Annotated in this window: 13 protein-coding genes; 5 read left to right on the top strand and 8 right to left on the bottom strand. The window is 64.7% G+C overall.

Going from position 1 to position 13,430, the window contains the following annotated elements; all coding sequences use genetic code 11:
* Positions 1-45 precede the first annotated feature (45 nt).
* Complete coding sequence (locus SX243_20700) at positions 46-621, bottom strand: PilN domain-containing protein (GenBank protein MDY7095404.1); 576 nt, start codon at positions 619-621, stop codon at positions 46-48.
* A gap of 6 nt (positions 622-627) precedes the next feature.
* Positions 628-1,683: a type IV pilus assembly protein PilM gene (pilM, locus tag SX243_20695; protein ID MDY7095403.1), complete on the bottom strand. Its 1,056-nt coding sequence runs from the start codon at positions 1,681-1,683 to the stop codon at positions 628-630.
* 472 nt (positions 1,684-2,155) lie between these two features.
* Between pilM and rpmB the strand changes: the two genes are divergently transcribed.
* Complete coding sequence (gene rpmB / locus SX243_20690; GenBank protein MDY7095402.1) at positions 2,156-2,380, top strand: 50S ribosomal protein L28; 225 nt, start codon at positions 2,156-2,158, stop codon at positions 2,378-2,380.
* A 105-nt stretch (positions 2,381-2,485) separates the two neighbouring features.
* Here rpmB and SX243_20685 read toward each other — a convergent pair whose 3' ends face one another.
* The 6 genes from SX243_20685 to SX243_20660 all read right to left on the bottom strand — a co-directional run bounded on the left by SX243_20685 (position 2,486) and on the right by SX243_20660 (position 10,277).
* Positions 2,486-4,705, bottom strand: a complete 2,220-nt coding sequence (locus SX243_20685; protein MDY7095401.1) for a bifunctional (p)ppGpp synthetase/guanosine-3',5'-bis(diphosphate) 3'-pyrophosphohydrolase — start codon at positions 4,703-4,705, stop codon at positions 2,486-2,488.
* A 236-nt stretch (positions 4,706-4,941) separates the two neighbouring features.
* A complete protein-coding gene (secF, locus tag SX243_20680; protein MDY7095400.1) occupies positions 4,942-6,138 on the bottom strand; it encodes a protein translocase subunit SecF in 1,197 nt (398 codons plus the stop codon).
* A 50-nt stretch (positions 6,139-6,188) separates the two neighbouring features.
* A complete protein-coding gene (gene secD / locus SX243_20675) occupies positions 6,189-7,814 on the bottom strand; it encodes a protein translocase subunit SecD (GenBank protein ID MDY7095399.1) in 1,626 nt (541 codons plus the stop codon).
* Positions 7,811-8,137: a preprotein translocase subunit YajC gene (gene yajC / locus SX243_20670; protein MDY7095398.1), complete on the bottom strand. Its 327-nt coding sequence runs from the start codon at positions 8,135-8,137 to the stop codon at positions 7,811-7,813. Before yajC ends, secD begins: the two co-directional genes overlap by 4 nt.
* Before the next feature lie 175 nt (positions 8,138-8,312).
* A complete protein-coding gene (gene tgt, locus SX243_20665; GenBank protein ID MDY7095397.1) occupies positions 8,313-9,416 on the bottom strand; it encodes a tRNA guanosine(34) transglycosylase Tgt in 1,104 nt (367 codons plus the stop codon).
* A gap of 102 nt (positions 9,417-9,518) precedes the next feature.
* Positions 9,519-10,277, bottom strand: a complete 759-nt coding sequence (locus tag SX243_20660; GenBank protein ID MDY7095396.1) for an outer membrane lipoprotein carrier protein LolA — start codon at positions 10,275-10,277, stop codon at positions 9,519-9,521.
* Positions 10,278-10,615: 338 nt separating this feature from the next.
* Here SX243_20660 and SX243_20655 point away from each other — a divergent pair, with 338 nt between their 5' ends.
* From SX243_20655 to SX243_20640, 4 genes are all read left to right on the top strand, one after another.
* Positions 10,616-10,948, top strand: a complete 333-nt coding sequence (locus SX243_20655; protein MDY7095395.1) for an FYDLN acid domain-containing protein — start codon at positions 10,616-10,618, stop codon at positions 10,946-10,948.
* Complete coding sequence (gene folK, locus SX243_20650) at positions 10,929-11,528, top strand: 2-amino-4-hydroxy-6-hydroxymethyldihydropteridine diphosphokinase (GenBank protein MDY7095394.1); 600 nt, start codon at positions 10,929-10,931, stop codon at positions 11,526-11,528. The genes SX243_20655 and folK overlap by 20 nt, the downstream gene beginning before the upstream one ends.
* A 73-nt stretch (positions 11,529-11,601) precedes the next feature.
* Entirely contained in the window at positions 11,602-12,795 is a 1,194-nt protein-coding gene (locus SX243_20645; GenBank protein MDY7095393.1) for an HD domain-containing protein, read from the top strand.
* 48 nt (positions 12,796-12,843) lie between these two features.
* Positions 12,844-13,430, top strand: a 587-nt coding sequence (locus tag SX243_20640) for a 6-phosphofructokinase (GenBank protein ID MDY7095392.1), incomplete at its 3' end; no start/stop codon positions are given.

The following is a 13,430-nucleotide window of genomic DNA, read 5'->3' as shown; positions in this document are numbered from 1 at the left end:
CGAACTTTCCCCCCGGGAACAGGAGATCTACGCCGAGTCTGCCCTTCAGCTTCGCTGGGACGAGGGCAAGGCGCCCGTCACCCCGGCTGTCGTTAAGCCGCCTCGGGACTCGCGCATGTGATTCAGCGAGGGCTCTTGGAACTCCTCGACCCGATCCAAGTTCTCGATGAAGTTGGCCACCGCGTTCTCGTTGGTGGCGGACCCCACGAGACGGATGTTGTTGCGACTGACGTCCATGCGGCTGAGCCACACCAGCTCCGGCAAAGCCCGGGAGACGTGGTCCATCACCCGTACCGGCCCGATTTGGCTCAATTTCAAGTTCTGGATGACTTCGATCTTGCGTTCGAGCTCAGCGTTCTTCGCTTCGAAGGCGTTGACCTCGTCGATGATCGGCTTGAGGACCTCATACTCCTTCTGGAGTACTGCGGCCTCTTCCTTGCGATTGTCCAGGGTGTTGTGGAGGACCCAATACTCGAGACCGAGGAGCACGACACCGAAGATCACCCCTACCAGCAGAAGCAGCGAAGCGGCATTCTCCCGGTTGACGCTGGCGGCGAGGGGCTTGCGCTTGCGGACTGCCGCTGGCCGTTTGCTTTCGCCGATCAGATTAATCTTGATCATGAGCGTCTAGCCTCCCACCTTCCGGATCGCCAGCCCCACCGCCACCGCCAAGCGCGGCGCGATGGACTGCAGCCAGTCCGCGTCGAAGTCACTTTCCTTGAAGTGGATCCGACGGAAGGGGTTGAGCAGCTCGTTGGGCACGCCGAACCGATCCCGCAGAATTTGCTGCAGATTCGGGGTGAGGGCGCAACCGCCGGACAGCACCAGCTCCTCCACCGGCCCCTCGGAGGAGGTGGCGGAAAAGAAGTCGAAGGTCTTCTGGATCTCCGACGCCATCTCTTCGGACACCGAATCGAGAATCGGCCGAGCCTCGGCGGCGCTGTAATTGCCCACCGTATCGCCCCGCTTGAGGGCCTCGGCCTGCTCGAAGCTGAGACTGAACTCCCGCTGCAAGGCCTCGGTGAACTGATTGCCGCCGAAGGTGATGTCGCGCCAGAACACGGTGTTCCCCCGGGCCAGGACGTTGATATTCGTCACGCTGGCGCCCATGTTGATTAGGGCCACGACCTTGAGGGGATCGAGGTCGTAGTTGACCTCGTAGGCGTTCTGGATGGCGAAGACGTCGATATCGATGAGGGCCGGGGTCTTGCCGGTCTGGCTGATCACCGACTGATAGTCGTTGACCTTGTCGCGCTTGACGGCGACCAGCAGGACCTCCATCTCTTCGTGGACGGCATCCTCCTCCGACAGCACGACATAGTCCAGCCGGACGTCGTTGATGTCGAAGGGGATGTACTGCTCTGCCTCCCACTGGATGGACTCGGCGAGCTCCTCGCTGCTCATGGCGGGCAGCTGGATCTTCTTGATGATGACGGAATGACCGGACAGGGAGGTAGCGTAATTGGAGTTTTTACTCTTGCTCTCGTCGTTGAGGCGGTGGATCGCATCCACCACCAGCGACGAGTCCATGATGGAGCCATCGACGATGGCTTCCGGAGACAATGGATCCATCCCCAGGTGGACTAGCTGGAAGTCCCCCTTGCGCTCCTTTAGTTCTACGAGCTTGACGGCGGAGCTTCCGATGTCGAGCCCAACTACGCTTTTACTGCGCGAGAACAGCACAGGCAACTGCCCCCTTTCGGGGCCCCAAAAGCTCAATGGTCATGCTAGTTTAGGGCCACTTATTTAAAGCTTCGCTGGAGGCTAGCAGCATCCGGCTAGGGGTGTCAAGAGATTAGATTACTCTATGGCTATTTAGACCTTTCCGACTCCACTGCGAAGAAGGACCGAATGACTATACACGAAATCGGAGACGAAAAGAGCCTGGGGCGGCAGCTCAGACCTTGCGCCAGAGCTTTGGCCCGTGGTAGTCTTCGTTGCTCTGGTCACGGCGAGGGTCCCTCGGCCAGCAGATTGCCCGGAAGGATCCTCGATCGACCGCCAAGCACTTGAAGAACCAATAGCTTAGACCCAAAGAACGGAGCTTGCCAAGAGCTCGATTTCAGCGGGCGAGCTTCGATCGTAGGCCTCGGCTCGAAGAAGAATTCGGGGCATTTAAGGGGCTCAGAAGACAGGGGCTCAGGAGACTAGCGCAATGTCCAAGCGATGCGAGTACTGCGACAAGGGTACGGTCTTCGGCCGTAGCATCAGCCACGCCCACAATGTGACCTCCCGGACCTACAAGGCCAACCTGCAGCGCGTCCGGGCCTTCATCGACGGCCAGGTCAAGCGCATCTGGGTCTGCACCCGCTGCCTGCGCAGCGGCAAGGTCCAGAAGCCGCCGGTGCGCAACTGGAGCCCCGAGAACCTGGAGACCTGAGAACGCCGAAACCTGAGAGACAGGTTTCCGGCCTTCCCCAGACCGCCGCGGTCCCTTCCAGCGCACTCCATCCGGGGTGCGCTGTTCTGCGTTGTGATGAAGGAATCAAGGCAGGGCGCGGATGCCGGCACCGCCGTTCATCCGGCGCTCCACCCGGGTCATCCCCGGAATCGCTCGTAGCGCCTTGAGGATCTTCTCCAGGTGCTTGCGGTCCCGCACCTGCACCACCACCTCGATGAGCCCCACCCCGGGCTCCACCGTCTCGGCCTCCAGATGGGCGATATTGCTGTCGAGCTTGGCGATGACCTCGGTGAGCTTGGCGAGCATCCCCGGCTCGTCGGTGGCCTCGATGCTCACCGTCACCCGATAGCGGCTCTCCCCGTCCTTGGCCCATTGGACCTCGATCTCCCGGTCCTGGTTGTAGAGCAGGTTGCGGACGTTGGGACAATCGGCGGAATGCACCGAGACGCCACGGCCGCGGGTGACGTAGCCGACGATGTCCTCGCCGGGGACCGGACTGCAGCATTTGGCCAGATAGGCGAGCAAGTCTCCCTGGCCCTTGACCAGGATCGGGCCAGTACCGAAGGGCAAGATCTTGCGCACCGCCCGCCGCAGCCGCCCCGGCTCCTCCGCCGGCTCCGAAAGCTGCGCCTCGGTGAGCACCTGGGCCGCCACGTTCTTCGGCGCCACCTTGCCGAAGCCGATGCGCCCGAAGAGATCCTCGACGCTGGCCATTCCCTCCTGCTTGAGGTACTCCGCCATCGCCTCGCTGTCGTAGACCTTCTTGGGGCTGACCTTGTATTTGCGCAGCTCCTTTTCCAGCAGCGGCCGGCCGATCTCCACCGAGCGCTCCTTCTGCACCGCGTTGAGCCAGTGGCGGATCTTGCTCTTGGCCCGGGAGGTGACCACGAAGTTGAGCCAGTCCCGGCTGGGAGTGCTGTTGGGGCTGGTGAGGATCTCCACCATGTCGCCGTTGGTCAGCTGAGTCCGTAGCGGCACCAGCTTGCCGTTGACCCGCGCCCCGGCGCAGTGGTGGCCGAGCTCGGTGTGGACCTTGTAGGCGAAATCCAGCGGGCTGGCGCCTCGGGGGAAGCAAAACACCTGCCCCTTGGGAGTGAAGACGTAGACCTCGTCGGGGTAGAGGTCGATCTTGAGGGTGGTGAGGAAGGTCCGGGGGTCCTTGATCTCCTTCTGCCACTCCAGCAGCTGGCGCAGCCAGAGAATATTGAGATCACTGGCAGGGTTCTCCCCCCGGCCTTCTTTGTAGCGCCAGTGAGCCGCGATGCCTTCCTCGGCGATCAAATCCATCTCGCGGGTGCGGATCTGCACCTCGAAGGGCTGCCCCTTGCTCCCCACCACCGTCGTGTGCAGCGACTGGTAGAGGTTGGGCTTGGGCATGGCGATGTAATCCTTGAATCGCCCGGGCACCGGCCGCCAGTTCTGATGCACCACGCCGAGGGCCGCGTAGGTGTCTTTGTCGCTGTTGGTGATGATGCGGAAAGCCAGGTAGTCGTAGAGCCGGGAGATGTCGATGCCCTGGCGCCGCAGCTTCTGGTAGATGGAGTAGTAACGCTTGACCCGAAAACCGATCTCCGCCTCGATGCCCACCTCCTCGAGGGTGCGGGCGAAGCGCTCCCGGAGGCTCTCGACCTCTTCCTTGCCGAGCTTCACCTTCTCCTGGATCTTGGTGTGGAGCTCGGCGAATTGGTGCGGATAGAGAAAGTAGAAGGAGAGGTCCTCCAGATCCCCCTTGACCTTCGCCATGCCCAGCCGGTGAGCGATGGGGGCGTAGATCTCCAAGGTCTCTCGGGAGATGCGGCGGCGGGCCTCCGGAGACATGTGCTGGAGGGTCTGCATATTGTGCAGACGATCCGCCAGCTTGACCAGAATCACCCGAATGTCCTTGGCGGAAGCCAGAATCATCTTGCGGAAGGTCTCCGCCTGGGCCTGATCCCGACGCACGTAGGAGTGGCGACCGATCTTGGTCACGCCATCCACCAGCTCGGCGATCTCGACGCCGAACTTCTCCTCCAGCACCTCGCGGGAGGTCAGGGTGTCTTCGAGCACGTCGTGGAGCAAGCCGGTGGCGACGCAGACCTGGTCGAACTTCAGGTCTGCCAGCAGCAACGACACCGCCAGGGGATGGAAGAGGTAGGGCTCGCCGGAGCGCCGCTTCTGATCGCGGTGCATCTCGGCGGAGAATTCGTAGACCCGCCGCAAGAAGGTCTCGTCGTAGGGGCGACCCTGGGCTTCCAGGCGCTCCAGCACCGGGTCGAGATTCTCGACCTTGACGGCGGGAACGGGAGGCGGGATCTTCCGCGGCATCGGCTATCAGCCCTCCAGGCCTGGTTCAGTCGGTCGCCCCATCGGGCTTGCGTCGGAGAATGAGCCCCCGATTATAGGCCAGGCACCCTCACCCCTGGGAACCCATGTCGAATCCGTCGCGCCAGCGACACAGGACGCCGCCGGCGCCCGGCCGAGGCTCCGGCTTGCCAAACGACTCGGGCGGGCTCACCCAGAGCCCGCCCGAGTCGTTCTTCCGAGCTCTCTGCCGAGCCCGATCAGCGCGGGGCCACCGCCCGCCGCGCCTTCGCCTGGCCGACGAAATGATCCCAGGCCAGCACCACCGGACTCGCCACGAAGACCGACGAGTAGGTACCGATGATGATGCCGATCATCAGGATGAAGGCGAAGCCGCGGATCACGTCACCACCGAAGAAATACAGCGTGGAAACCACCAGGAAGGTGGTGCCGGAGGTCATGATGGTGCGGGTGAGGGTCTGGTTGAGGCTCAGATTGAGCACCTTGTACAACGACTCGCGGCGCATGCGCTGCATGTTCTCGCGCACGCGGTCGAAGACCACCACCGTGTCGTTCACCGAATATCCCACCAGGGTGAGGAAGGCGGCGATGGTGGTGAGGTTGAACTCGTAGCCGACGAAGGCGTAGAGGCCGAGGCTGATCACCACATCGTGCACGATGGCCACCACCGCGCCGACGCCGAACCGCCACTCGAAGCGGAAGGCGATGTAGCCGAGCATGCCCGCCAGCGACAGGATCACCGCCCAGACGCCCTTGCTCTGGAGCTCGCTACCGATCTGAGGACCGACGTTCTCCACCGACAGCAGGGCGTACTCGCCCAGGTGGGTGTTGCTTTCCAGGGCGGAGGTCACAGCCTCGCTGACGCCGGGCAGGCCGGTGACCTGATCCCAACTCTGAATCAGGCCGTCCTGGCGCCGCAGCTCGAGGATCTGCTCCGCCGCCTGCAGGTAGTGAGGATCGGGCTCCGCCGTCTCCAGCGCCGGCACTTCCGCCTCCACCACCACGCCATCGGGATCGAGCTCGGTGAGCAACGCCGCAATGTCGTCGGCGGCCTTGCGGTTGAGGTCGAAGCTCGACTCCGGAGCGACGTTGAAGCGCCCGTCCAGGGCCTCCAAGAGAGCATCGGAGGAGCCCTCCTCGCTGCCCTCGACGGTGGCGGTACGGATCAGCACCTCGTTGTCTTCCGGGGCTCCGAAGCGCTGCAGGGTGGCTTCCGGAAACCCGGCGTCCACCAGCACGTCGCGCAGCTCATCGAGGGGCGGCTGTTCCTGGAAACGCAGGGTGACCTGGGTGCCACCGGTGAAGTCGATGCCGATATTCAGCTTCTTGACGCTGACCAACACCACCAGGCTGGTGATGGCCAGGAGCAGGGAGAGAGCCCCCAGCACCTTGCGCAGGCGCATGAAATCGATCTTGGTATCGGTGAGAAATTGCATGTCTTGCTCCTTGGAGCCCGCCGCGATGCGGGGCGCCGCTCAGAAACTTCCTAGATGGAGAGACGCTCGACGCGCTGGCGGCGCGACAGCCAGAGATCGAAGAACCAGCGGCTGACGAAGACCGCAGTGAACACGGAACAGAAAATCCCCACCGAGAGGGTCACCGCGAAACCTCGAATCGGCCCGGTGCCGAACTGGAAGAGGAAGACGGCGGCGATGAGGGTCGTGATGTTGGCGTCCAGAATGGAGGACAGGGCTTTTCCAAAGCCCGACTCCACCGCCGCCTTCACCGTGCGGCCGGCCCGCAGCTCCTCGCGGATGCGCTCGAAGATGAGCACGTTGGCGTCCACCGCCATACCGATGGTGAGGATGATGCCGGCGATGCCGGGCAGTGTCAGGGTGGCGCCGAACCCGGCCAGCAGGGCGAAGACCAGAACCACGTTGAGGCTCAGCACCACCACCGCGTTGACGCCGCTGAGCAGGTAGACCACCAGCATCATCAACACCACCAGGGCGCCACCCCAAAGACCGGCGCGCACGCCCTGGTCGATGGAATCCTGTCCGAGGGACGGACCGACGGTGCGCTCCTCGAGGGTGACGATGCCCGCCGGCAGCGCACCGGAGCGCAGGGCGGTGGCCAGATCCGTGGCCTCCTCCTGGGTGAAGTTGCCCTCGATCTGGCCACGGTCGCGGATCTGCCCGCGCAGCACCGGCGCCGACAGCACCTTGTTGTCGATGACGATGGCCATGGCGCGGCCGATGTTGGCGGCGCTGACCTCGCCGAACTCTTCGCCCTTCTCGTAATCGAGGGTGAAGGAGACCACCGGCTCGTTGAACTGACCGGAGACCCAGCGGGCATCCTTGAGGTCACGGCCGGAAACCACGGCGTTGCGTTCCACCGCGATGAAGCGCGGCGGCAGCTCGACGCCCTCGGGGCCGCGGGTCTCGCCTTCCAGGATCTCCACATTGGGCGGCAGCTGACCGCCGTAGTGGGCCAGGATCTCCTCCCGGCTGTTGACCATGCCGCCCTCGCGGGGAAACTCGGCGAGGCGCCACTCGAGGAAGGCGGTGCTCTTGATCAGGCGCTTGACGCGCTCCGGATCCTCGACGCCGGGCAGCTGGAGCACGATGCGGTCGCTGTCCGCCAAGCCCTGACGCTGGATCACCGGCTCCGAAACGCCGTATTCGTCAATGCGGTTGCGGATGGTGCGCAAGGCCTGATCCACCGCCTGCTGACGCACCTGGCGCCGGGCGGCGTCGGTCATGGTGAGCACCACGGTGTTGCCGTCGCGCCGATAGTTCCAGCGGTTGGGGAAATAATCCCGGTGCACCGTACGGGCGATGTCGAATTCGTCGCCCCGCAGACCGGAGATGATGAACTCGGCCTGCGCCGGGACCTCTTCGGTGCCTTCAGCTTCTTCGACCTGGTCGGCGCCGGGGCGAGTCCCCTGGGCTCCGGTCACGCCCTCGTCCTTGAGGCGGGCGATGAAGCGGTCCATGTCGTTGGTGGTCTCGGAGCGCAGCGCGTCCTGGGTCTGAACCTGCAGCACCAGGTGCATGCCGCCCTGGAGGTCGAGGCCGAGGTTGACGCTCTCCTCCGGCGGCGTGACCATGAAGAACCCTGCGACGACGATGATGGCGATGATGACGCCGCGGGTGACTAGACTTGAATTCATCGGTTGCTCCCTGGATCACCTTCTCCCTGGAGGCCGGCAATGGCCGACCGGGAAATCTTGATCTTGACGTTGTCGGAGACCTTCAAGATCACCGTCGTCGGCTCCACCGCCGCCACTTCCCCATAAATGCCGCCGTTGGTGACCACCTTGTCGCCCTTCTTGAGCTTGTCCAGCAGCTCCTGGAGCGCCTTCTTCTGTTTGCGCACCGGGGCAAAGACGATGAAGTAGAAGATCGCGATGATCAGCGCCCACATCCCGAGGGTGGGCAGGAGACCTCCACCGCCGGGCGGTGCGGATTGAAAGGCGAGGATGGTGGGCATCATGACGTTCATTCCTTCGGCAGGCCCGGCGGACCGTGCCGTCGGGCGGACAAACCTGGCCATCGGAAGAACCTAGCCCTGCGGCTTCGAGTTGGGGTTCTGGGGAGCCGGAATCAAGCTCCGAGGCTCCTGGCTCCGATGGGATGGCGGTGATCGAGCTCTCTCTCGGACGCCCGGTTCAGCCGGCTTCGGGCTGGCCCACGGCGGCCGCGAAATCTTTCAACGCACCAGACTCGATAGCTTGCCGGAGATCCTCCATGAAGTCAAGGTAATGCTGGAGGTTGTGCAGGGTCGCCAGCACCGAGCCGGTGATCTCTCCGCTGCGCACCAGATGGTGCAGCAGTGCGCGGCCGATGCGGCGGCAGGCGGGGCAGGGACAGCCCTCCTCGATGGGACGCTCGTCGGTGCGGTAGCGGGCGTTCTTGATCTTCACCGGTCCCTGGCGGGTGAAGAGCAGACCGTGGCGGGCATTGCGCGACGGCAGAACGCAGTCGAAGAGGTCGACCCCCTGGATCACCGCGTGCAGGATGTCCCGAGGGTAGCCCACCCCCATCAGATAGCGCGGGCGGTCCGCCGGTAGCAGCGGCGCGGTCCACTCCACCACCTCCCGGCGATGCTCCTCCGGCTCGCCGACGCTGACGCCGCCGATGGCATAGCCGTCGAAGTCCAGAGCCTCCAGATCGCTCACCGCCTGCTCCCGGAGATCCCGGAACACTCCGCCCTGAACGATGGCCAGCAGCCCCCCGGTGCCGGGACGGCGCTGCCATTCCTCCCGCGCCCGCCGAGCCCAGGACAGGGTGCGCTGGGCCGACTCGCGGACTTCCTTGCGGGTCGCCGGCCACGGCGGGCACTCGTCGAGCATCATCGCCAGATCCACCCCCAGACGGCGCTGCATCTGCGCCACATTCTCCGGCGTGAAGCGCATCGGGGCGCCGTCGACGTGACTCTTGAATCGGACGCCGCCGTCATCGACGGTGCGCAGATCCGCCAGGCTCCAGACTTGGAAGCCGCCGCTGTCGGTGATCAGCGGACGCTGCCAACCGGTGAAGGCGTGCAGGCCGCCGAGCTCTTCGATGACGTCGATGGAGGGCCGCAGGGCCAGGTGGTAGAGGTTGCACAACATGATGGAGGCCCCCACCTCCTCCAGGTTGTGGGGCGCCACGCCCTTCACCGCCCCGAGGGTTCCCACCGGCATGAAGGCCGGAGTCTCGATCACCCCGTGAGGGGTCGCCAAGCGCCCCCGGCGGGCCTGGCCGTCGCGGGCCAGGACTTCGAAGCGCAGACCGCGATTCGGCAGCTCGGGAGTCGTGGGGTTCATGGTGAAGTTCTAGCGGGACCGGTCGGCACCGGCGAGCAGAAGCGGCGGCCTCACAGGCCTCCGGCCTCAGCGAGTTCCCTGGGAGAGATCCACGGTGGTCACCTCGACCTCCGCCGGCAGCTCGAGCTGGAAGCGCGCCGCCTCCAGGTCGGGGTTGATCTCGAGATTCTCGAATTGGAACTCGGTGACGTCTCCATCCGCGGCTTCGATGCGCACCTTCTGGGGCAGATAGAGCTGCGGGTCGATCCACAGGGTCATGGAGGCGAGGCGCCGGGCGATGCGGTCGACGTTGGGGGTCAGCACGATGCGGTAGGGCACTTCGCCCAGCCGCTCGAAGGAAACCCGGGCGTTGAAATATTCGAGCAGGTCTTCCAGCGAGCTGGAGGCGCTCATGTACTGCAGAATGCGGTCTGAATAGCGACCCACTTTGGCCCGCTCGGCACGCTGCAGGTCCCGATACCAGGTGAGCATCTCGCCCTTGCGCACCACCACGGTGATAGGGTTCGGATTCTCATAGTCCCACCGAGCCCGATCCGGCGCCAGATAAGAGAAGTCTCCGGTGCTTTCCTCCGGCTCCAACAACATTTCGCTTTCCTGGTGCATGGTGAAGCGCGCGCTCAGCGCCTTCATCGCCTGCTGCTCGTGCTGCACCCGCGCCAGCAGGACGTCGAGACGCTCGCCGTCGCTGAGGCCGGGAGCGGTGGGGTCGGGAGCTGATTGTGCCCACGCCGTCGAGATGAGGGCCGCCGGGATGAAGGCCGTCGGAGCGAATATCGAAGCCGCCGTCAGGGCGACCATCAAAAGAGCTGAGGCTCGAAACTGCATCGTATCTCCAGAGGGTAATCCGGCCGGAACCGGACAGTCGATGGTATCTCCGGCTTCCGCGGCGCGCAACCACTTGCTTTGCTACTGATCGCCGCCCGGCACCGAAGTTTGCGGACGGAGAATATCTAAAGCAAGATCGAGGCCAGAGGCATCTAGCAACCCGCGGTTGACAGCTTCAAAAAGCGGGTGCTAGCTTCCCTCGGCCTGGTGTCGTCGTGATGACAGGCTTTTTGTGATGACGGGCCATTCGTAACGAGGGGCCTTTCGTGAGACTGGTCATCGCGAAACCGTCGTCACGAAATTATGGAGTCACCCTGCAAGAAGCGGGAGGGACGAAGATGTCCGACAACAAGCTTGGCCAGAAATGGACCTGCGAGGCCTGCAGCGCTCGTTTCTACGATTTGGGAAAACCCAACCCGGTTTGCCCAAAATGTGGCGTCGCCGTCAATCCGCCGGAGGAAGAGGAAGAAGAGTCGACCCGCAGCAAGCGCGCGGAAGACGAAGACCTCGACGACGACGATGATCAGGATCTGGACAGCGATCTGGACGATGACGACGACGAGGATGAGGACGACGAGGATCTAGATGACCTCGACGATCTAGATGACGAGGATGACGAAGACGACGAGGACGACGACTTCGACGACCTCGATGATGACGACGACGACTGATCCCGGCTCCCCCTTTGCAGACTCCCCGGACGGGGACTCCCGGGCTCGGGATTCGTCGCAAACCGTCGTCCTGGGGCTGGGCGCCAACAGCGGCCACCCACAGCGCAACCTGAGCACCGCCATCGGTGCCCTGGGGCGCTGGCTACGCCCCCTCCACGTCTCCCCCCTCTACCGTAGCCACCCTGTCTCCCAGCTCCCCCAACCGGACTATTTCAACCTGGTGGTCCTCGGCCGCACCGAGCTCGCCGCCGAGGATCTGCTGGCGGTGCTCAAAGCGCTGGAGCACCGCCAGGGCCGGCGACAGGACCAGCGGAATTCTCCCCGGCCGCTGGACATCGACCTGCTGCTTCACGGACAGCGGATCTGCCACCGCCCAGAGCTCACCCTGCCTCATCCACGGCTGCGCCAGCGCCGCTTCGCCCTCGCCCCGCTGGTGGACCTGGCGCCGGATTTGCCGTTGCCACCGGATGGCTGTTCCGCCGCCAGCGTTCTCCACCAACTCGGCGCCGAGGCCGGCGGCCACGCCGAGCCGGTCCCCTGGCCCCCGGATCTCGATCCGAACCGCCCCGCTCCCGGCTGATTCGCCGGAATCGACGGAGAACGCTTGCTGATACCATCGCGCCTCCACCCAAGAAGCCCCAGGAGCTGCCAACGTGCTATCCGTCCGAGACCCCATCCACGGCTTCATCCGCGCCGACGCCCTGGAAGAAGCTCTGATCAACAGCCGCCCCATGCAGCGGCTGCGCTTCATCCATCAGCTGGGCTTCACCCACCTGGTGTATCCCGGCGCCGAGCACAGCCGGTTCAGCCATGTGCTGGGGGCCATGCATCTGGCGGGGACGGTCTACGATCGCCTGGCGGCGAATAGCGGCCGCCGGCTGCCGGAGGGGCCCCACGTGCCCCAACGGCGCCTGGTGCGGGCGGCGGCGCTGCTCCACGACATCGGTCACGCGCCCTTCAGCCATTCCGCCGAAGATCTCTTCGAGAACGGCATGGACCACGAGGACATGACCCGCCGACTCCTCGAGCTGGACGAGATCGCCGAGATCTTCCAGCGCCACGGCGACGGCCTGGAAGCCGGCCAGGTGATTCGCCTGCTGAAGGGTGGCGAAGGCCACGAAGAACGGCTGCTGGCGCAGATCGTCTCCGGCGAGCTGGACGTCGACAAGATGGACTATCTGCGCCGCGACAGCCTGTATTGCGGCGTGCACTACGGCAATTACGACCTGGAGCGGCTGCTGGACACCATGCTGCCGCTGGAGGATCCCCAAAACGGCACCTGGGGCATCGGCGTCGACGAGGGCGGCGTGCACGCTCTGGAGGCGTTGATTCTGGCGCGCTACTACATGTTCACCCAGGTCTATTTCAACGTCACCGGCAAGGTGCTGGAGCTGCACTTCAACGAGTGGCTGCGGGAGACGGGACGGACCTGGCCCTCGGATCCCGAGGCCTTCCTGGTGCAGGACGACGTCTGGTCCATGGCCGAGATGCGCCGCTCCGAAAGCCGCCATGCTCGGGCCATCACCGAGCGCCGCCGGTTCACCCTCGCCTTCGAGAGCCGCGAGCACCTGGAGCCGGACGAGAAGCGCCGCCTGGAAGCGATGGTTCCGGAGCTCAAGGAACAATTCGGCGAGCACCGGCTGCTGATCTCCAACTCCGAGAAGAGCCCGCACCGGCTGGGGATCTCCCGGGTCCTGGTGCGCGGCCGGGAAGGCGCCCTGGAGCCCATGGAGCACTCCAGCCAATTCCTCCGCCACATGACCCGCATCGACCGCTACCGCATCTACTCGCCGCCGGAAGCCGCCGAGCAGGTCGCCGCCGAGATCCGCCGCCGACTGCAGGGATGACCCCGCGCTAGCACCGACGGTCTACAATTTCTTCCAGGAGGTCATGTCTTGGGTTCATCCGATGCAGATTCGAACAACACCGTCCGGCGCATCGCCGTCAACACCGGCGGCGGCGACGCTCCGGGCCTCAACGCCGTCATCCGGGCGGTGGTCCTGTCCAGCCTACGCCGGGGCTGGGAAGTCTTCGGCATCCGCACCGGCTACCTGGGACTGCTGGAGGATGGGGAGGAGGGACTGATCCCCCTCAACGCCGACAGCGTCCGCGGCATCACCCATCAAGGCGGCACCATTCTCGGCACCAGCAACCGCGGAAATCCCTTCGCCATGCCCGGAGAAAAACCCGAGGACGAGCCCACGGACCTCAGTGCCGAGGTGGTGGAGCGCTTCCGCCGCCATCGCCTCGACGCCCTCATCGCCATCGGCGGCGACGGCAGCCTGACCATCGCCCGCAAGCTCCACGAGCAGCATGGCCTACCGGTCATCGGCGTGCCCAAGACCATCGACAACGATCTGGAGGCCACCGAGGCCACCTTCGGCTTCGACACCGCGGTGGCCACCGCCACCGACGCCATCGACAAGCTCCACTCCACCGCCGCCAGCCACGAGCGGGTGATGGTGGTGGAGCTCATGGGCCG

Source organism: Acidobacteriota bacterium, from assembly GCA_034211275.1.
Classification (GTDB): Bacteria; Acidobacteriota; Thermoanaerobaculia; order Multivoradales; family JAHZIX01; genus JAGQSE01.
The sequence above is the reverse complement of the archived record's forward strand: the minus strand, read 5'-3'. Positions and strand labels throughout refer to the sequence as shown.

Bases quoted from the DNA above. Each gene is read 5' to 3' on its own strand.
- folK (MDY7095394.1), top strand. From the start codon at position 10,929: ATGATGACGACGACGACTGATCCCGGCTCCCCCTTTGCAGACTCCCCG.
- yajC (MDY7095398.1), bottom strand. From the start codon at position 8,137: ATGATGCCCACCATCCTCGCCTTTCAATCCGCACCGCCCGGCGGTGGA.
- SX243_20700 (MDY7095404.1), bottom strand. From the start codon at position 621: ATGATCAAGATTAATCTGATCGGCGAAAGCAAACGGCCAGCGGCAGTC.
- secF (MDY7095400.1), bottom strand. From the start codon at position 6,138: ATGCAATTTCTCACCGATACCAAGATCGATTTCATGCGCCTGCGCAAG.
- SX243_20685 (MDY7095401.1), bottom strand. From the start codon at position 4,705: ATGCCGCGGAAGATCCCGCCTCCCGTTCCCGCCGTCAAGGTCGAGAAT.
- secD (MDY7095399.1), bottom strand. From the start codon at position 7,814: ATGAATTCAAGTCTAGTCACCCGCGGCGTCATCATCGCCATCATCGTC.
- SX243_20655 (MDY7095395.1), top strand. From the start codon at position 10,616: ATGTCCGACAACAAGCTTGGCCAGAAATGGACCTGCGAGGCCTGCAGC.
- SX243_20660 (MDY7095396.1), bottom strand. From the start codon at position 10,277: ATGCAGTTTCGAGCCTCAGCTCTTTTGATGGTCGCCCTGACGGCGGCT.
- rpmB (MDY7095402.1), top strand. From the start codon at position 2,156: ATGTCCAAGCGATGCGAGTACTGCGACAAGGGTACGGTCTTCGGCCGT.